Origin of the sequence: Postechiella marina, from assembly GCF_039538365.1 — a bacterium.
Classification (GTDB): domain Bacteria; phylum Bacteroidota; class Bacteroidia; order Flavobacteriales; family Flavobacteriaceae; genus Postechiella; species Postechiella marina.
In genome coordinates this window covers 644,911-665,890 of the sequence record NZ_BAABCA010000001.1, presented here as the reverse complement: position 1 = coordinate 665,890, position 20,980 = coordinate 644,911, and the positions used below count along the sequence as shown (strand labels likewise).

General features: G+C 31.8%; 17 protein-coding genes. 6 read left to right on the top strand and 11 right to left on the bottom strand.

What is annotated here, in order from left to right; translation table 11 throughout:
- The first annotated feature begins 51 nt into the window (after positions 1-51).
- Positions 52-1,527 carry a TonB-dependent receptor gene (locus ABD715_RS02690; RefSeq protein ID WP_344786527.1) on the top strand — a complete coding sequence of 492 codons (1,476 nt, stop codon included), beginning with the start codon at positions 52-54 and terminating at the stop codon, positions 1,525-1,527.
- Between the two features lie 59 nt (positions 1,528-1,586).
- Here the strand turns inward: ABD715_RS02690 and bcp are convergent, their stop codons facing one another.
- Complete coding sequence (gene bcp / locus ABD715_RS02685) at positions 1,587-2,039, bottom strand: thioredoxin-dependent thiol peroxidase (RefSeq protein WP_344786526.1); 453 nt, start codon at positions 2,037-2,039, stop codon at positions 1,587-1,589.
- A gap of 34 nt (positions 2,040-2,073) precedes the next feature.
- Here bcp and ABD715_RS02680 point away from each other — a divergent pair, with 34 nt between their 5' ends.
- A complete protein-coding gene (locus ABD715_RS02680; protein WP_344786525.1) occupies positions 2,074-2,733 on the top strand; it encodes an endonuclease III domain-containing protein in 660 nt (219 codons plus the stop codon).
- Positions 2,734-2,762: 29 nt separating this feature from the next.
- Here ABD715_RS02680 and ABD715_RS02675 read toward each other — a convergent pair whose 3' ends face one another.
- Complete coding sequence (locus ABD715_RS02675; RefSeq protein ID WP_344786524.1) at positions 2,763-2,909, bottom strand: hypothetical protein; 147 nt, start codon at positions 2,907-2,909, stop codon at positions 2,763-2,765.
- Between the two features lie 56 nt (positions 2,910-2,965).
- Positions 2,966-3,550: an RNA polymerase sigma factor gene (locus ABD715_RS02670; RefSeq protein WP_344786523.1), complete on the bottom strand. Its 585-nt coding sequence runs from the start codon at positions 3,548-3,550 to the stop codon at positions 2,966-2,968.
- 297 nt (positions 3,551-3,847) lie between these two features.
- Between ABD715_RS02670 and uvrA the strand changes: the two genes are divergently transcribed.
- A complete protein-coding gene (gene uvrA / locus ABD715_RS02665; RefSeq protein ID WP_344786522.1) occupies positions 3,848-6,631 on the top strand; it encodes an excinuclease ABC subunit UvrA in 2,784 nt (927 codons plus the stop codon).
- Between the two features lies 1 nt (position 6,632).
- Here uvrA and ABD715_RS02660 read toward each other — a convergent pair whose 3' ends face one another.
- A complete protein-coding gene (locus tag ABD715_RS02660; protein WP_344786521.1) occupies positions 6,633-8,111 on the bottom strand; it encodes an FG-GAP repeat domain-containing protein in 1,479 nt (492 codons plus the stop codon).
- 95 nt (positions 8,112-8,206) lie between these two features.
- Positions 8,207-8,881, bottom strand: coding sequence for a hypothetical protein (locus ABD715_RS02655; protein WP_344786520.1), 675 nt, complete (start codon positions 8,879-8,881; stop codon positions 8,207-8,209).
- 354 nt (positions 8,882-9,235) lie between these two features.
- Between ABD715_RS02655 and ABD715_RS02650 the strand changes: the two genes are divergently transcribed.
- Entirely contained in the window at positions 9,236-10,399 is a 1,164-nt protein-coding gene (locus ABD715_RS02650) for a hypothetical protein (RefSeq protein ID WP_344786519.1), read from the top strand.
- 82 nt (positions 10,400-10,481) lie between these two features.
- On the opposite strand, the gene ABD715_RS02645 is transcribed toward ABD715_RS02650, so the two are convergent.
- From ABD715_RS02645 to ABD715_RS02630, 4 genes are all read right to left on the bottom strand, one after another.
- A complete protein-coding gene (locus ABD715_RS02645; protein WP_344786518.1) occupies positions 10,482-11,936 on the bottom strand; it encodes a lipopolysaccharide biosynthesis protein in 1,455 nt (484 codons plus the stop codon).
- Positions 11,936-13,216, bottom strand: coding sequence for a glycosyltransferase family 4 protein (locus ABD715_RS02640; protein WP_344786517.1), 1,281 nt, complete (start codon positions 13,214-13,216; stop codon positions 11,936-11,938). Before ABD715_RS02640 ends, ABD715_RS02645 begins: the two co-directional genes overlap by 1 nt.
- Positions 13,217-13,240: 24 nt before the next feature.
- Entirely contained in the window at positions 13,241-15,649 is a 2,409-nt protein-coding gene (locus ABD715_RS02635) for a YfhO family protein (protein ID WP_344786516.1), read from the bottom strand.
- 77 nt (positions 15,650-15,726) lie between these two features.
- The gene (locus ABD715_RS02630; RefSeq protein ID WP_344786515.1) at positions 15,727-16,008 is read right to left on the bottom strand and encodes a DUF4834 family protein; all 282 of its coding nucleotides are present in this window, start codon (positions 16,006-16,008) and stop codon (positions 15,727-15,729) included.
- Positions 16,009-16,167: 159 nt separating this feature from the next.
- On the opposite strand from ABD715_RS02630, the gene ABD715_RS02625 reads away from it, so the two are divergent.
- Both ABD715_RS02625 and ABD715_RS02620 read left to right on the top strand, forming a co-directional pair.
- Positions 16,168-17,190 (top strand): transporter, encoded by a 1,023-nt coding sequence (locus ABD715_RS02625; RefSeq protein WP_344786514.1) that lies wholly within the window; start codon positions 16,168-16,170, stop codon positions 17,188-17,190.
- 32 nt (positions 17,191-17,222) lie between these two features.
- Positions 17,223-18,344, top strand: a complete 1,122-nt coding sequence (locus tag ABD715_RS02620) for a GTP cyclohydrolase (protein ID WP_344786513.1) — start codon at positions 17,223-17,225, stop codon at positions 18,342-18,344.
- Between the two features lie 91 nt (positions 18,345-18,435).
- Here ABD715_RS02620 and capB read toward each other — a convergent pair whose 3' ends face one another.
- Entirely contained in the window at positions 18,436-19,695 is a 1,260-nt protein-coding gene (gene capB, locus ABD715_RS02615; RefSeq protein WP_344786512.1) for a cysteate-C-fatty acyltransferase, read from the bottom strand.
- A gap of 230 nt (positions 19,696-19,925) precedes the next feature.
- Positions 19,926-20,966, bottom strand: coding sequence for a cysteate synthase (capA, locus tag ABD715_RS02610; protein ID WP_344786511.1), 1,041 nt, complete (start codon positions 20,964-20,966; stop codon positions 19,926-19,928).
- Positions 20,967-20,980: the final 14 nt, after the last annotated feature.

The following is a 20,980-nucleotide window of genomic DNA, read 5'->3' as shown; positions in this document are numbered from 1 at the left end:
CACTTCACTTATTTAATACCTTTACACACCTAGACACTAAACCTATTTTTTATGGAAATAACCATCAAAGGAGATAAAGAATTTGATGACGTTCCGTCATTAAAGTCCAAAGCACTTCGTATAAATTTAAACGAAAATATTTACGGTTCTTTTGCCGAAATTGGAGCAGGACAAGAAACTTGTCGTCATTTTTTTAGAGCTGGAGGTGCATCTGGCACAATCGCAAAAGCAATGTCTGCTTACGACAAAAGCTTTAGTGATGCTATATATGGCGTAGAAGACGACGGAAGATATGTTACAGAAGCGCGACTACGTAAAATGCTTTCGCATGAAATGAATTTGATGGAAAAGCGCATTACAAGAGACGAGCATCCTGATAAAATATTTTTTACCTACGCTAATACTGTTGCTACTATAGATTTTGCTAAACAATTTAAAGGTCATGGCTGGGTTGGCATTAAGTACCAGGTAGAAGCAGGACAAGAGTATAACGAAATTATTTTACACCTAAGATTTAAAGAAACCGACGCTAGACTACAACAAGAAACCTTAGGTGTTTTAGGTACAAACCTTATATACGGAGCTTTTTACAAATATAACAAACCAAAGAGCTTACTTAAATACTTATACGACCATTTAGATAAAGACCAATTAGAAATTGACACCATTAACTTTTCTGGCCCTGTATTTAAAGATATTGACAACAGATTAATGAGTTTACAACTGGTAAAAAATAACATGACAGACGCTGTTGTTTTTGGCCCAGATGGTACTAATATTTTACCTGCTAGAATTTTTTACAAGAAAAACATATTAGCTTTAAGAGGTAGCTTTAGACCCGTAACAAAGGTAAATATGGCGATGTATAAAAAATCGTACGAAATGTTTGTTAAAGAAAACAAGGTAGACGAGAAAAAAACCGTTGTAGTTTTCGAAATTACCCTGTCTAACCTAAGAGCAGAAGGAGAAATTGACGAACAAGATTTTATGGATAGAGCCGATTTACTCTGTTCTCTTGGACAAACCGTTATGATTTCTAACTTTCAAGAATATTACAAAGTTGTAGAATACTTCTCTAATTTTACCAAAGCAAGAATGGGATTAGCGATGGGTGTAAATAACATGGTTGATATATTTGATGAAAAATATTACCGCCATTTAAGCGGAGGTATTCTTGAAGCTTTTGGTAAACTATTCTTTAAAGATTTAAAAGTATACCTATACCCAATGATAGATCCAGAAACAGGTGAGCTTTTAACTAGCGAAAACCTTAAAGTCTATCCTAGAATGAAAGAATTATATAAATTCTTTAAATACAATGGAAAAGTTATAGATATTGAAGATTACGACACGAGTATAATGAGCGTTTTCTCTAGAGAAATTCTTCAAATGATTGATAACGGAGAACGCGGATGGGAAGATAAACTTCCTGAAGGAACCGCAGATTTAATTAAAGATTATCGCCTATTTGGATACTCTAGAAAACCCCTAGGTTCTATCTCTATAAAGAAAAGAACAAAAAAATAAACCCTTTTATTTACATAAAAAAAAGTCCATACTGTTTAAAAAGTATGGACTTTCTTTTTTTATTCTAAAATCTGCGCAGCATGATCTTTAGTTTTTACCTTATCTATAACGCGCTCTACAACACCTTCTTCATTTACTACAAATGTTTTTCTATGGATACCGTCGTAAGTGCGCCCCATAAACTTCTTCTCTCCCCAAACACCAAAAGCGTTAATTACTGCCTTATCTTCGTCTGCTAATAATGGAAAAGGGAATTCATATTTATTTTTAAAGTTAGATTGCCTTTTGGCAGAATCTGCACTAACACCAATAAGCGCATAGCCTTTTTCTTTTAAAACCTCGTAATTATCTCTTAAATTACAGGCTTCGTTTGTACAACCAGGCGTGCTAGCCTTAGGATAAAAGAAAACAACTAGTTTTTTTCCTGCAAAATCAGATAATTGAACAGTATTACCTGCTTCATCTAAAGCTTTAAAATTTGGAGCCTTATCTCCTACTTGCAATGTATTCATATTTATTAACTTTGTTTTTGCTAAAATACAATTAATGAACAAACAAGATAGTGTAACTTTTGTTATAAATAAGTTAAACGAATTATATCCAGAAATTCCAATCCCTTTAGACCATAAAGACCCTTACACCCTTTTAATAGCTGTTTTAATGTCTGCACAAAGCACAGACGTACGTGTAAATAAAATTACACCTTTGCTTTTTGAAAGAGCCGATAACCCATATGACATGATTAAATTATCTGTAGAAGAGATAAGAGAAATTATAAAACCTGTAGGTTTGTCGCCAATGAAAAGTAAAGGAATACATGGGCTATCTCAAATTCTTATTGACAAGCACCAAGGAAAAGTCCCAAAAACGTACGAAGCCCTAGAGGCTCTTCCTGCTGTTGGCCACAAAACTGCAGCTGTTGTTTTATCGCAAGCATTTGGTATTCCTGCTTTTCCTGTAGATACACATATACACCGCTTGATGTATAGATGGAACTTAACCAATGGCAAAAATGTGATTCAAACAGAAAAAGACGCAAAACGATTATTCCCTAAAGAATTATGGAACGATTTACATTTACAAATTATATGGTATGGTCGCGAATACTCGCCTGCCAGAGGCTGGGATATTGAAAAAGATATTATTACTAAAACTATTGGACGAAAAACAGTTTTAAATGAATATTATAAATCAAAAAAAGCATGATTATTTAAATAATCATGCTTTTTTTGATACTAGTTTAAAAGCGATTCAAACTCCATATTTTTATATTTTGTAACGCTTAAAGCTTTGGAGTAATTTAAAAGAAAATGAACCGTTTCTTCTTTCGGTTTTAGATCATTAGATTCTTTAATAAATTTGTTAGGGTAAAGTTTTGCCATGTCTTGCATTTTATGTTAAGGTTATATGTTAACGCAGCAAAATTTACTTTATTGTACTAATTGGTTAAAACAATATTATGCTTATCTATTATTTTTCTAAGATTAATTAAAGCGTATCGCATCCTTCCTAACGCTGTATTTATACTAACCCCTGTTCTTTCAGATATTTCTTTAAAACTCATATCATTATAAATACGCATTAACAATACTTCTTTTTGGTCTTCTGGCAACTCATCAACCAAGCGTCTAACATCAGTCTCTACTTGCTCTTTAATAATTTGCTTTTCTGCATTTAAACTCGAATCACTTAAAACAGAAAATATACTAAACTCGCCAGTATTATCAAATTTAGGCATTCTACTGTTTTTTCTAAAAAAGTCAATAACCAAATTATGTGCTATACGCATAACCCAAGGTAAAAACTTACCTTCTTCATTATACTTACCTCTTTTTAAGGTTTTAATCACCTTAATAAACGTATCTTGAAAAATATCTTCAGCAACATCTTTGTCATAAACTTTAGAATAAATAAAACTGTAAATTTTTTGCTTATGCCTAGATATTAAAACTTCTAAAGCACTTTCGTCTCCTTTAATATAACTAGATACCAAGGTTGCGTCTAAGGTAAGGTTCTGTTTCATAATAATTACTTTTATAACACCGAATAGAGATTCAATGTCTTGGGGTTGTTAATAGTTTAAAAGTAATATTATGCTATAGGCAATTTGATTTTTAAGAGGTTAAGAGTTTCAAATATAACAACAATCGTTCCTAAAAAACAAAAAAAACATATTTTTTTTCAATATTAATCATATAATTTAAGACAAAAAGCACTAGTAAATATTTTTTTAACTAAGCTTACCCCTCAATAAAAGTATATGTTTTAATTTTTGAGTAACAAAATAGTATCTTTGCAAACTCATTTCCTTACAAAGCTTATGATTAGTAACATTGTCAACGTTAACCCGAAAAAAAACATCATTATAAAAGGTGCTAAACTTCATAATTTAAAAAATATTGACGTAGTAATACCAAGAAATAAACTTGTTGTTATAACTGGCTTGTCTGGCTCTGGAAAATCTAGCTTAGCTTTTGACACGCTTTATGCAGAAGGACAAAGACGCTATGTAGAAAGCCTATCTAGTTATGCACGACAATTCTTAGGCAGACTTAATAAACCAAAAGTAGATTACATAAAAGGTATTGCTCCTGCTATTGCTATAGAGCAAAAGGTAAACTCTACAAACCCAAGATCTACTGTTGGAACAACAACAGAGATTTACGACTACCTAAAGCTTTTATTTGCTAGAATTGGACGCACCTACTCACCTGTTTCTAATTTAGAAGTAAAAAAAGATACGGTTACAGATGTTTTAAATTACTTAAAAACATTTGACGAAAGAGAAAAACTACTACTTCTAGCTCCTATTCTACTTGAAGAAGGACGCTCTATTAAAGACAAACTAAGCGCTTTACAACAACAAGGTTACGCTAGAATTAAAATAAATAATGATGTTGTTAGAATTGACGAAGCCACTAACATTAAAGCCAAAGACAGCATTTTATTGGTGGTAGATCGAATTATTATAAAAAAAGAAGAAGATTTTTTTAATAGACTCGCTGACGCTGTACAAACTGCTTTTTTTGAAGGCAAAGGAAAATGCTTAATAGAAACTTTAAGCAACAACAAACAAAGACCTTTTAGTAATAAATTTGAATTAGACAATATTAACTTCTTAGAGCCTAATGTTCATCTTTTTAGCTTTAACAATCCTTATGGTGCTTGCCCAAAATGCGAAGGCTACGGAGATATTATAGGTATTGATGAAGATTTAGTTATCCCTAACTCTGGCTTATCTATATACGAAAATGCTATTTTTCCCTGGAAAGGAGAAAGCATGAGCTGGTATAAAGACCAATTGGTAAATAATTCACATAAATTTGATTTCCCTATTCACAAGCCTTATTTTGAACTAAGTGCTGAGCAAAAACAACTAATATGGGATGGTAATCAATATTTTGAAGGCTTAACCTCATTTTTTGCAGAACTTGAAGCTAAAGCATACAAAATACAAAACAGAGTTATGCTGTCGCGTTACCGCGGAAAAACAAAATGCAAAACCTGTAACGGTAAACGATTAAGAAAAGAAGCAAACTATGTGAAAATTAACGGGTCGACTATTACAGATCTGGTAGAAATGCCATTAGACAAACTTACTAATTTCTTTAAACAACTTGAGCTTAACGACCACGATACCACTATTGCAAACCGCCTGTTAAAGGAAATAAACAATCGCCTAGAGTTCTTAGCCAATGTTGGCTTAGATTATCTTACATTAAACAGAAAATCGAACACACTTTCTGGAGGCGAAAGCCAACGTATAAACCTTGCAACATCTTTAGGTAGTAGTTTAGTTGGCTCTATGTATATACTTGACGAGCCAAGTATTGGCTTACACCCAAAAGATACAGAGCGTTTAATTTTAGTTTTAAAATCTCTAAGAGATCTAGGCAATACAGTTATTGTTGTAGAGCACGACGAAGATATTATGAAAGCTGCAGACGGTATTATAGATATAGGTCCAGAAGCAGGTACTTACGGTGGCAATGTAGTTGCTAATGGAGACTATAAATCTATTTTAGCATCAAACTCGTTAACAGCACAATACTTAAACGAAACTCTAAAAATAGAAGTCCCTACAAAAAGACGCACTTCTAAATACCACGTAGACATAATTGGAGCTAGAGAAAATAATCTAAAAAATATAGATGTTACATTTCCGTTAGGCATGCTAACCGTTATAACCGGAGTTTCTGGAAGTGGAAAAAGCACCCTAGTAAAGAAAATACTACACCCTGCATTACAGAAAAAATTAACCGATTTTGGAAACAAACCCGGACAGTTCACCAAATTAGATGGTAATTACAGCAATATAAAGACCATAGAATTTGTAGATCAAAACCCAATTGGACGCTCGTCTAGATCCAACCCTGTTACTTACATAAAAGCCTATGACGATATTAGGTCTTTGTTTTCTAAGCAAAAATTAAGCACCATAAGAAACTACCAAGCAAAGCATTTTTCTTTTAACGTAGATGGCGGTCGCTGTGAGACTTGCAAAGGAGAAGGTGAAGTAACTATTGAAATGCAATTTATGGCTGATGTACATTTAGAATGCGAAACCTGCAAAGGTAAACGCTTTAAAAAAGAAGTACTAGAAGTTACCTTTGGAAACAAAAGCATAGACGATGTTTTAAACCTAACAATAGATGATGCCATTACTTTTTTTGAGGCGCATGCACAAACAAAAATCAAGAACAAACTACAACCTTTGCAAGATGTTGGTTTAGGCTATGTTACTTTAGGACAAAGCTCGTCAACCTTATCTGGCGGAGAAGCACAACGTATTAAACTTGCCACCTTTTTAGGCAAAGGCAATAATAAAGACAAGGCACTTTTTATATTTGACGAACCTACTACTGGCCTACATTTTCATGATATACAAAAACTTCTAAAATCTTTTAATGCTTTAATTGAAAAAGGACACTCTATTATTGTTGTAGAGCACAATTTGGAACTTATTAAATGTGCCGATTACATTATAGATCTAGGTCCTAAAGGAGGAGAAACCGGAGGCTATTTAGTAGCATCTGGAACACCTGAAGATATTGTAAAAAATAAAAAATCTGAGATTGGCAAATTCCTTAAAGACAAAGTATAATTTAATACAATGTATTATTTATTAGCTTGATCCATGACATCTTAGCTTCGTTATCTTTAATAGATTCTTTAGGCCCTAACTTTATACCAAAAGCACCAATAAACACATCTTTATCGCCATCGTTATCAAAGTCTTTTACATCTATTGTCTGCCAACCTGTTCTTGGTATGTTTTTAATTTTATTAGCATTAAAATTTAAATCTCCAATATTAGTTAACAAAACAAGGCTTTCGAAATTACTATCGGTTAAATCTCCAAAATTAGAAATTGTTAAAATATCTAGTTTTCCATCTAAATTAAAATCTGCCACCTCTACTTTGCTCGCTCCGTGATATGGATAAAAATAAGATTCTGTAAACTCAAAATCCCCATTATTTAAATAAACTCGAACACCATGATAGTTTTTCAAAACAGATGAATAATCTGCATTGTCTCCATTACTAAAAACAATATCTAGTAAATCATCATTATTAAAATCAACTAATTGAAAATCATTCAAACCAAAAGCAGGGTGAAATTGCTTTATTTTTCTTGAATAAAATTTGCCATCTTCAAAAGAAAATACAATTATAGATTCACTTTCTTGAGCTAACATAGCTACCAACTCTTCGTTACCATCACCATCAAGATCTCCATACTCCATTTTAATACTACCAGAAAAAGGATAAATAACACGCCTGCTATAATTATTATTGGCATTATTTTTATACCACACCAAATTCCCTACGGTATTACCAAATTCTGAAATCAAAACATCTTCAAAGCCATCCTTATCTACATCTTTAATAATAAAATCAACCGGCCTTATTAAGCTATCTATTCTATGAACACCTATATTTAAAACACCTTTTTTCACATCTGAAGGATATAAAGACCCTATTGAAAGCATAACGCTAGAAGTGTCTTTAAACTGAATTTTAACTGGCGGACTTTTAAGCTTTTTAACAGCTAAAACATCGCCATCTGTATTTAACGTTATTAATGAAGCTTTCTCACCATCTCCCAAATACAATTTTTCATCTTTTACGTTATACTCTATCATTGTTACTATAGACGAGTTTTTACCATTGTAAGCATATGCCTTAGCCTCAAAAACATTACTCTCCTTCAATTTTTCTTGTTTATAAAGCGTAATTTCTTGAGGTGCCATAATTTTATAATACATAACCAAACGTTCCCAATCTTCTTGAGACAGCATCATGTTTTCTGGATAAATTGCTTTATTAAATCCGTTATCATAATATTCAGGACCATGATGAGACATCCCCAACCTTAACCCCATTTCAGGAATTGTTTCAGTCATCCAAACATCTTTAGACAACAAATCAGGACCTGGAAACAAGTGACAAGAAGCACAATAATTTCTAGCCAATAGCTCTCCTTTAGAAGGCTCCTCTCCTTTTTTACAACCATAAAATAACATATATAGTCCCGCCCACAACATGTACTTATAAAACAATCCTACTTTTTTATTAATCACAATAAATTAAATGTAAGTTATATATTGAAGTAAATGTAAACAAAAAAGACACCCTTTACAGGATGTCTTTTATTAATTATTGAAGTTTAAAATTTTTATTTTACAAATTTTAAGCTCCCCTTATCTGTTGCTAAAATGTACATACCAGATTTTAAAGTCTCAACATTAATCTCTTTAGACACTTCACCTTTTAAAATTGATTTCCCTGCTAAGTCAAATATATTATAATCTCCAGTAACTGTAGTATCTCCAATAGAAATAACATCTTTTGACGCATTGTAAAATGCTGATAATTTATTTTTCTCAAGGCTTCCTGATGACAACGTTGTTAAGTCTTTTAAAGAAAATGTCTCTGAAGCATAAGCAAACTCATTTGCTCCTCCAGTTTCATCTCTAGCTATAGCTTGTATTCTAATTGGCCCAGGACTAACATCATCAGAAACGTCTGGAACCACAATATTTACAACTACTGTTTGCTCACTTGTACTTGTTGTAACAGTTTCATCAACATTAACAAACTCAGGTATTAAACCATAATTATTTAACAGTCTAACACGAATACAAGTACATCCCCAATTAGGATGAGGCTGAACATTGGTATAATTTACTGTTATAGCTAGAGTAGATCCTTCTACAAGGTTACCACCATCTAAGGTTGCCTTAAAATCTGCAGGAGTTTCCCCATTTATATGGGTTATACTAAGCATAGTTGTTTGAGCATAGCCAAAACTAGCTATACATAATAACAATAATAAAGTAATTTTTTTCATAATAGTAATTAGTTTTTAGATTAGTTAGTTTCATTATTGAAACTTGTTTCGAATATAAAAAAAAATAAAATAAATTTAAAATTAAAATCAACATAACTTCAAAACAAAAGCCAAATCATTTAACTGATCCATAAGCTATTAAAAAACTCAAATAAAAACAGAAACCAAAGCATTACCTACCTATTCTTTCTCATCCTGCTTTTTAACTAAACTACAAAGCATAGCTATTCCTATTTATTAATCAATCAAAAGAAAAACCAATAAATCTCATTTATTTTTTTGGCACGCTGTTTGTAATTATCTAAACGTATAACATATGCCGAGAATTTATTTTAAGCATTTAAATCATGAATTATGAAAAAGACTCTATTTTTATTAGCAGCTTTAGTTCTTATCGGACTTCCTGCTACAGCCAGCAACATAGAAACCAACAAAAATTTAACTTCAACATATTATAATGGTTATGGCGATAGATATATTTTTGTAGAAAACGGTATTGAATTTTCTGTTTTTCCAGATGGTCAATTCGATTTTAACATACCCCGCTACGCATCCAATGTTAACGTATCTATTGGATCTCCAAACTTAAACATCAGTTTTAACTCTGGATACAACTATAATGCATATGTACAATATGATGAATTTGGTGCTATTATTCAAATTGAAAACACTCCAATTTACTACGATTACTACGGACGAATTAGCCAAGTAGGCAACATAAACATTAATTATAATAATTACGGACGCATTGCTAGAGTTGGCGGTTTATATGTGTATTACGACAGATACAATAGATTTTCTCACCATTCTGGCTATATAAACATACATAATAGACGCTATATAGCTAGACCATGGCACAGATACTATAGCGTACCTACTCTTAACCATTGCGTGGTATACAACAGACCTTATAGACAATATTACAAACCTATTCGATATATATACAACAGACCGTTTTATAACAATTATAGACCAAAAACAGCTGTAGCTAGTAGAAGAGGATATTCTGTTTCGAGAAATAAAAGCTACGCCACAGCATATAGAAACAAAAGAAACGTTACAAGAATAAATAATAACGCCTCAAGAAGCAATAAAGGTAATACACATATTTCTAGAAAAAATAGCATTAAGAACACTAATAGAATGGTATCTAGCAGCTCTAAAAATAGAAGCGTTTACAATAGAAACGCCACAACTTCTAGAATAAATACAACTAGGAACAATAGTAACATTTCTAGAGATATTACTAAAAGACCCACAACTTCTTCTAACAACTCAAGAAGTGTAAATAAAAACAACAGAAATATAGTTTCAAGAAAACCAAGCGCAACAAACAATACTCGTAACTACAAAAGCAAAACAACAACTAGAAAGTCGCCTCAAGTAGCAACCAGAACACAACAAAGAACAACATCTACGATTAGAAAATCGCCACAAAGAAGCTCTACTACCAACAGAAGCAGCGCTTCTAAAAGCAGAAAACAATCATCTACATCATCTAGAACTAGAAGGATTTAAAAATTTTGGTTGGTTAGTAGAAAGCCCTGCAGTATGTATGCCTCAAAGCAACATTGCGGGGTTTTCTCATTTTACACAATTACTATAATTTTAAATATCGTTTAATAAGAATACTAATATCCTCAGAAAAATTAAAGTAATAAACAACGAAAGCGTAAAGCAACCCAATTAAAATAGATTTTAAACCTATATTAACAAAAGGATTAAATGGAAAATCCCAAAAATAAAACACAGCTATAAAAAGCAGTAAAAACACCCCTATTCTTAATGTTTTATTCGAAAAAGGCAATATTTTAAACTTCTTATAAACAAAAAACAGCTTAATAGAATTGTACATAAAAACAGCTATGAATGTTGCTAAACCAGCCCCATTAATACCTAATAAAGGAATAAAAACCATATTAAGACACACCATTAAAACAACTAGCACAACACCTAATACAAGTACTATTCTATAATAATCGCTATTAAATAAAATAGCATTATTACTCCCCAGTAGCGAATCGTAAAGTTTTATAACACTAATTATAAAAACAACCGAAATTCCGCCACTAAATTCCTCAGGAATAATTAAATACAACTGATTTATATTTAATACAATTAACAAAAAAACCAAACCACTAACTATAAATAAGTTTATAGAGCTCTGCTTATACAATTTTTCTAAAGCATCAAAATCTCTTTCGTTTAAATATTTAGCAGACAAAGGCATTAATAATTGGTGCATAGATCGCTGTGGTACAGCAATAACAGCAGATATAAAAATAGCCACATTATAATACGCTATTTCTTTAATAGATATATAATAACCAAGCATAACTTTATCTATATCTAAAAGTACTGTTGCTATAGAGCCAGCTATAATTATTAGAAAAGAATATTTTAAAATATCTTTTAAATTCCCTGGGCTTCGAAATACAATAACCGGAAACCGTATAGTAAAAGCATAAATTGTCATAACGAGCATACGTAAAACATATACTAATACAAGACCAACCATAAATTGATCAACATTAATCCATTCAAAAAACAAAGTAAAAAGCAACAGCATAACACCTACTCGATGAAACACCTCTTTCATAAAATTACCAAAAACTGTTTGCATTTGCACTTTAGCCCAAGCAAAAAACACCTCGAAATACGCTAAAGACACCGCTACAACAATAGTATGCCACAAATAATCTTTAATAATAGCATTTCTTTGAGACAGAAAACCCGTAATTACATCATATCCAAAATGCACAATAACCGTTATTGGAACTATTATAAAAATTGGCAAAAAAAGCATTAATGTTAAAAAACCATTTAATGCTAAGCGTGTTTTAAATGATGAATAAAACTTAACCAAAGTATTGTTAACACCAAAAGCCATTATAGGCATAACCACATAAGCCAAAGATAGCATATACCCTACCATACCATAATATTCGTCGCTTAAAAACTCTGTGTAAAGAAACAAAGTGTTTATAGCACCCACAAAAAAACCTAAATATGTAGATACAATGTTTTTAAAAGATTGCGAAGCTACTATTCCCATTATAATAATTTAGATAGTGATTCTGTCAAAGCTCTTCTATGATATTTTTGAAGTCCGATAGGATGCGACTTTAATGTTTTATCCTGAAAAGCTTTATAATACGACAAGATAGCTGTTTTTAGCAATTTAGAATCTTCATAATAAAAATAACTCCCTGTATTAGTTTCTTTAATAATCTTTTCGACATCAGAATCTTTTGGTCCTATACTTACAATTGGTCTGTTCGAAACCATATACTCAAATAGTTTTCCGGGAATTATACATTTTGTTTCTTCTGAATCTATCTCTATAAGTAATAAAATTTGCGATTTTTTCTGATATTCAATTGCTTCTTTATGCGAAACATAACCTATCTTATCTACATAATCACTTAAATTATTATCATCAATTAATTTTAACACATCTTCACTTACCGCACCAATAAATTTTAACTTAAAAACTTCTGCAAAACCATCAACTTCTTCAATCAACTCTGCCAAAACTTTCCATAACAATTCTGGATTTCTTTTAGATAATAAAGACCCAATATGCGCTATAGAAAAATCAGAATTAAGCTTAACTTCTTTAGTCGCTTCGCTATCAAAACCGTTAGTAATAACTTCTATAGGCTTAGGTGTTAACCTTTCAAATTCTTTTTTAGTAACAAAACTTGTAACAATTATTTGGTCTGCTGTATTTAAAACTTGACGCTCTAAATCTAGATGCTTTTGCTTAGATTTTCTAGTTAATTTTAGTTGTTTATGATATCCTATAGTTGTCCATGGGTCCCTAAAGTCTGCCAACCACTTTACCCCTAGTTTTTCTTTTAACTTTAAACCTATTAAATGCAAACTATGTGGCGGACCAGTAGTTATTATTGTTTCAATTTTTTGTTCAAGAAGAAAGCTATATAAAAAACGAACAGAGGGACTTACCCAATTTTTACGAGCGTCTGGTATAAAAAAATTACCACGCACATAAAGCATTAATTTTTCTACAATACTTTGCGTCTTACTTTCAGAAATTATACCCTTACTTATTGTTTTAGATGATTTTTTTGACAAAAGCCCTGCTAACTTATAAGGTTCTTTTATAGGCTGCTTTATAATTTTTATATCGGGAGATACTTCATCTATTAAACTAGAATCAGTTAAAGGATAATTTGCATTTTCTGGAATATAAACAATAGGCTCTATATTAAACTCTGGCAAATACTTAACAAATTTTAACCACCGTTGTACTCCTGGCCCGCCAGCAGGTGGCCAATAATAAGTTATAATAAGCACTTTTTTTCTACTCATGCTTCACTAAAATAAAAGAACCAATTATTTCTTTTTTAATTCAAAAAACAAACCCAAAATAAGTAAAACACCAAAAAGCAAAGAACTTGCTAGTGCTATTTTACTTCCGTTTTTAACAACATCTGGATCGAATTTAAATTCTACTTGATGCTTTCCTGCAGGAACCTCCATACCACGTAATGTATAATTTACACGTACATAGTTAGCTTCTTGACCATCTATTAAAACTTTCCATCCGTTACCATAATAAATTTCTGAAAACACAGCAAAACCATCATTTTTATTGTTGGTTTCGTATTTAAGATAATTAGGTTTTACATCCAGTAATTTAATTTGCGCTAAAGAATCTACTGTAAACTTACTTTTAAAATTAGCGTCTTTGGCAACGTAAACAGCTTTACGCTTATTATCTAAACTATCTAGAGCTTTTATTTCTTCGTTGGCAGAGTTTACTTTTTGCAATTCTGAAACAAACCAAGCATTGCCATTAGCATCTGCATTTGTGTATGGAAAAATTTTCCCTTCTTTATCTTGGGCAATAAAATATTTTGTGTTTAACATATTTAGCACATTCATATTATTATTTGCCACATAAAAATCGAACACTTCTCTATAACGTTTTAACTCTGCTGCATTATATCCGTTTAAAGAATTATGAAAATATGAAGGTTTGGTAGACGAACCCGCTGTCATGTCAAACACTCTAAAATGACTTTTATCTTGCATTATAGCCTTATCGGCTGCATTTGCTTGAAATGGCTTATTAACCTGTATTGCAGACACAAAATCGTCGTTATCTACATAGCGTCTATCTACTCCTATCAAATCGAATAAAATAAGTACAGCTATAGCTACAATTACTAAATGCTCTTTTAATTTACCTTTTAAAAACATAAAAATAGCTCCCGCAGAAAGCAATACTAAAATTAATGTTCTTAAAGTATCTGTAGTAAAAATAGCCTTTCTATCTGCTTTTACAGCATCAATAAAATCTGGACCGTAATTTTGACGATAATACCCATCATTAACCCCTACAAAATCAAACGAAGATTTAAATATTAAAAACAGCACAGCTAAGCCTGCTGTTATTCCTGTAGCGTATTTTAACGCTTTAAGCTTATCATCTTTACTCTCAAAATCGTTAAATAACCTTGACAAACCGAATATAGCCAATAATGGTATACATAATTCTAGAATAACCTGAATAGAACTTACTGCTCTAAATTTGTTATACATAGGCACATAATCGATAAAAAAATTGGTTAAAAAACCTAAATTTTTACCGTAAGACAATAATAGAGATAAAAGCGTACCACCAACAACCCACCATTTTAATCGTCCTTTAACCAAAAACAAAGCAAAAACGAATAAAAATATAATAACCGCGCCTATATAAGCAGGAGCCTCTACTATAGGCTGATCTCCCCAATACATAGGCGCATGTTTTGCCTGTTCTGCTGCCTGCGTAGTTGTTGCTCCTATTTTTCTAAACGCATTGTAGGTATTAGAGTCTTTACCAACATCTTCTCCATTTCCTCCCCCCATAAATCGAGGAATAAATAAATTAAACGTTTCTAAAATACCATAACTAAATTGTGTTATATATGCCCTATCTAAACCAGAGGTTACCTCCTTAGGCGATCCATCTGCATTTATTGTTAGTTCACTTTTACCACGCGTACTTTCTTTAACATATTCTTGCGTAGCCATTATACTCGTGGCGTTTAATGCTATAGATAGAATAACAGCAGCTAGTAAGATGCCAACAGACTTAAAATAATGTGGCAACACTTGTTTTTTATAGGCATCAATTAAATAAGCAACACCTAAAACCACAACCAATAACAATAAATAATACGTCATTTGAAAATGATTTGAAACCAACTCTAAGCCCATAGCCACCACTGTTAGCAAAAAACCACCAATATATTTTTTTTGAAAAACAAGTAAAATTCCACTTAAAACTAAAGGCATATAAGCAATGGCATGCGCTTTACTATTGTGCCCAACACCTAAAATTATTATTAAATAAGTTGAAAAACCAAAAGCTAAAGCCCCTAAAGCAGCGAGCTTAAAGTCTACTTTTAAAACTAATAAAAGCACATAAAAACTTAGCAAATACAAAAATAAATAATCTGCTGGTCTAGGTAGAAAACGTAAAGCTAAATCTAACTTTTTAATATAATTATGCGGATATCTAGCACCTAATTGATAAGTAGGCATACCACCAAAGGCGCTATTTGTCCAATATGTTTCTTCGCCCGTATTTGCTTTAAAGTCTTTTTGCTGTTTAGACATTCCGATATATTGCTTAATATCGCTCTGAAAAATTTGCTTACCCTTTAAAACTGGACTAAAATAAGCTAAAGATAAAACCACGAAACCTACTAGAACTACAATATGTGGAAGTATTTTTTTTACTGAAAATTGCATGAAATTGAATTAATAACTAAGACTGTGAAATTAGCTATATTTTTTGAGAATTACCTGAATTGAACTTATCAAATTAATTATTCAATTTCTTCGTAATCTACATAATCGCCTACATTATTGTTAGACGTTTTAATATTAGGCATTTTATCAATAGTAACCTCTCCTTCTCGACTAGAAGATTGCTTTTGTTGTCTTTGTTGCTGTTTAAATTGGCCACCAAACTGCTGTTCAGCCTTTTTAGCTACAAACTTTAGCAGAAAAGGCGCAAATAAACGCGCTAAAATTTTAACACCAAAATAGATTAACGCAATGATTAATATGGTTCTAAAGAGTCCAATTACAGACGCATACTGTATCATAAAAAAAGTATTTTTAACAAAAATACAATTCTATACACTTAAAAAACGCTCAAAAATGATAAAAAAAGTATAAAATATCTATATTTGATAACCCTTAAACCGTTTATATTTACAGCACATAACCGTTTTACTGCTAGCAAATAATCTAAAATGTTTATTATGACCCCAATAAAATCTGCCCTATTTGTAATTTTCTGTTTACTATGCACCAATAATTATGCACAATACACAGATGTAATTAACTCTAACAGACCAGGAGTTTCTAGAAGTGCTTTCTCTGTAGGCACTAAGGTAGCACAATTTGAAGTTGGCCCTTATATTTTAAATGAAAAGCGTACACCAGAAACAGCATACAAAGTAGATGGTTTTGGTGTTGATTTTGCTGCACGTTATGGCCTTGTTTGGGAAGAATTAGAACTAAACATTGAAGGCACATACCAAAACGATAAAAAGAAATACACTAATAATTTTAATGTAGAAGACAAACGTTCTAACTTTAAAACTCTTGCTTTAGGCGCTAAGTACTTGGTTTACGACCCTTATAAAAATGCTGAAGAAGACAAACCCAACCTATACAGCTGGAAAGCTAATCAGAGGTTTAAATGGAAATCTTTAATCCCAGCAGTAGCCATATATGCAGGCGCTAACTTTGATACTAGAGACAACCCGTACACAGATCAAGGCATTGAAGGTTTTAGTCCAAAAATAATGATAGCTACTCAAAATAATTTTTCTGGCGGATGGGTTTTTGTAATGAATTTAATAAAAGATAGAATAGGAACAGATCAATCTGATTTCTCTTATATATTAACCCTAACACATTCTTTTAATCCTAAATGGGTAGTTTTTGGAGAAACTCAAGGTATTAAAAGTGATTTTTATGCCGATAATCTATTTAGATTTGGTGGCGCATACTTATGGTCTAAAAATTTCCAATTAGACACCGCGCTTACATTTAATACAAAAGACACTCCTTCTGTTTTTAGTGTTAACTTTGGCATGTCTTACCGATTAGATTTTCATAAAGACAAAGAGCCTAAAGGCGAAGACAACGGAACATCTGCTATGGAAGAAGGAGTAAGAAGACAAAACAAAAAAGGAGGTAAAATAAAGAAAAAGAGAAAAGGAGCCACCGAAGAAAAGAAAACTAAACGTAAAAAAGACGACATAGATTTTAATTAATAACCAATAAAATTACGCGTAGTCATTTTAATATGATTGAAATAAAAGAAGTTAAAACTAAAAAAGACTTAAAAGCATTTGTAAAGTTTCCTTTTAAGCTATACAAAGACAATCCGTATTGGACACCACCTATTATTAGCCAGGAAATAAAAACATTTGATAAAAACGAAAACCCTGTTTTTAAAGACGCAGAAGCTTGGCTATTTTTAGCATATAAAAACAACGAAATTGTAGGAAGAATAGCAGGCATAGTGAATCATCTAGAAATAAAAAACCAGCATTTAAACAAAATGCGCTTTGGTTGGTTTGATTTTATTGATGATTTAGATGTTTCCAAAGCACTTTTTAATCAAGTTATAAAAATAGGTAAATCTCGCAATTTAGAATATACAGAAGGTCCTGTAGGTTTTTCAAATTTAGATAAAGTTGGTGCAGTTACAGAAGGGTATGAAGCATTTACACCAATGGTTACTTGGTATAATCATCCTTATTACATAAAACATTACGAAGTAGCAGGTTTTAAAATTGAAAAAGAATACTCCGAAAGTAGTTTCCCGTTTAGTAATGTAAAACCAGAATTCTTTTTTAAAGCTCAGGAGGTTATAAAAAAACGATATCAATTAAAGGCTTTGCAATTTACTAAAACAAGTGAAGTTATGCCTTACGTAGATAAAATGTTCGATTTATTTAATGCAAGCTACGCTTCTCTTTCGTCTTTTGTTGCTATAAACGACATCCAAAAAGCATATTTTAAAAAGAAGTTTATAAGTTTTGTGAATCCAGAATATATAAAGTTTGTTATAGACAAAAACAACGAGCTTGTTGGTTTTGCTATTGTTATGCCTGCATTTGCCAATGCATTAAAAAAGATGAATGGTAAATTATTTCCGTTTGGGTTTCGCCACATTCTAAACGCAAAGAAAAACAGTAAAGACGTTATTTTTTATTTAATTGGTATACATCCAGATTATCAAAACAAAGGAGTGCATGCAGTAATTTTTAATGAATATTACAATACTTTTAAAGATAAAGGGATAGAGAATTGTTTTAGAACTCCAGAGTTGGAAGATAATCATGCTATTCATCAAATATGGAAACACTTTAGCCCTAGTGTTTACAGGAGAAGAAAAACGTTTAGAAAAGATATTATTTAATATAAAGTATACATCTTACTTAAAAGATAAAATGCAAAAAAAATCCGATTCAAAATGAATCGGATTTTTTTTATAGGTATAAAACTTAAATCTACTCTCCCATTGCAGCCATAACAGCAGCAGAAAGACGCTTATAAGTTCCGTTTTCTAATCTATCTCTAATAGCTTCAAAAGCAGCTAAAGTTTCTGCTACATCTTCTAAAGTATGTGTTGCTGTAGGTATTAATCTTAACAAAATTAATCCTTTAGGTATTACTGGGTATACTACTATAGAACAAAATATACCATAGTTTTCGCGTAAATCTCTAACTAAAGCCATAGCTTCAGGAATACTTCCTTTTAAGTATACAGGTGTTACACAACTTTGCGTAGTACCAATATCGAAACCACGCTCTTTTAAACCAGACTGTAATGCTGTTACATTCTCCCATAACTTAGCCTTTAATTCTGGCATAGTTCTAAGCATGTCTAAACGCTTAAGCGCTCCAACTACTAATTGCATTTGCAAAGATTTTGCAAACATTTGAGAACGTAAATTATATTTTAAATAATCAATTATTTCTTGATCTCCCGCTATAAAGGCACCTGTACTTGCTAACGATTTTGCAAATGTTGCAAAATATACATCAATATCGTCTTGTACACCTTGCTCTTCTCCTGCTCCTGCTCCTGTTGCACCTAATGTACCAAAACCATGAGCATCATCAACAAATAATCTAAAGTTAAATTTCTTTTTAAGAGCAACAATTTCTTTTAATCGTCCTTGTTCTCCTCGCATACCAAAAACACCTTCAGAGATAACTAAAATTCCTCCGCCAGTTTGCTCTGCCATTTTTGTAGCACGTTCTAAGTTTTTCTCTAAACTAACTACATCGTTATGTTTGTATGTAAAACGTTTACCCATATGTAAACGCACACCATCAATAATACAGGCGTGAGCATCTACATCGTAAACTATAATATCATCTTTAGAAACTAGAGCATCAATAGTAGACACCATACCTTGATATCCAAAATTTAAAAGATAAGCAGCATCTTTACTTACAAATTCTGCCAACTCATTTTGAAGTCTTTCGTGTAAATCTGTATGCCCAGACATCATTCTAGCTCCCATTGGGTAAGCAGAACCATAATCGGCAGCAGCTTGAGCATCTACTTTACGAACCTCTGGATGATTAGCCAAACCTAAGTAATCGTTAATACTCCAGGTAATAACATCTTTCCCTTGAAATTTCATTCTATTAGAAATCTCTCCTTCTAATTTAGGAAACACAAAATACCCTTCAGCTTGAGACGCCCATTTACCTAATGGTCCTTTGTCTTTATAAATTTTTTCAAATAAATCTTTCATCTACTATAAATCTTAAATCTATTAAAAGCAATAGGGCATCGATTATTAATTAAATACGAATAATAAATGTATTTAAACGAAGCTTTTGCTATTAATTATTTTTGCAAAATTAATTATTTATATGGTTTGAACATAATTTTTAACCTCCAAATTACTAATAAAATAAAAAAAGAGATTGCTTTTTGTTACAACAACAATAGCAACCTCTTTATATTTATGTTATTAATTGGTTATTTTACGTATTGAATACTCTGCGACGCTTCTGCGTTTACGCTATCGAAAAAACCTTGATCGTTCATCCACTTATCGCTATATACTTTACCCATATAACGCGAACCATGATCTGGATAAATAACTACAACTTTATCTCCTTTTTTAAATCTACCTTCTTCGCCTAATTGCTTTAAAGCTTGAGTTGCTGCTCCAGATGTGTAACCAACAAACATACCTTCTGTTTTTGCTATTTCTCTAGCGGTATGCGCACTTTCTTCGTCTGTAACTTTAACAAACTCGTCTATAACATCAAAATCTGTTGCTGTTGGTATTAAGTTTTTACCCAAACCTTCTATTCTGTATGGGTATATCTCTTTTTCGTCGAACTCTCTGGTTTCGTGGTACTTTTTTAACACCGACCCAAAAGCATCAACACCTATAATTTTTATATTTGGGTTTTGTTCTTTTAAATATTTGGCTGTACCAGAAATAGTACCACCTGTACCGCTACAAGCTACTAAATGTGTTATCTTACCTTCAGTTTGTTTCCAAATTTCTGGCCCAGTAGAGTTGTAATGAGCGTCTGTATTTAGTTGGTTAAAATATTGATTAATATAAACCGAACCTTTCATATCTTCATGCAAACGCTTTGCAACTTGGTAATAAGATCTTGGATCGTCTGCCTTAACATGAGCAGGACAAACGTATACCTTGGCTCCCATTGTTTTTAGCATATCAATCTTATCGGCCGAAGCTTTAGAGCTTACTGCTAAAATACAATCGTATCCTTTAATTATACTCACCATAGCTATACTAAACCCTGTATTACCTGAAGTAGTTTCTATAATAGTATCACCTGGTTTTAATACACCACGCCTTTCTGCTTCTTCTATAATATAAAGAGCTATTCTGTCTTTTGATGAATTACCTGGATTAAAAGATTCGACTTTAGCATAAAAGTCTCCTTCAAAATTAGATGTAATTCTATTAAGTTTAATAAGAGGTGTGTTTCCTACTAAATCTAATACATTATCAAAAACTTGATTATTATGTTTCATAAATGCGTATTACT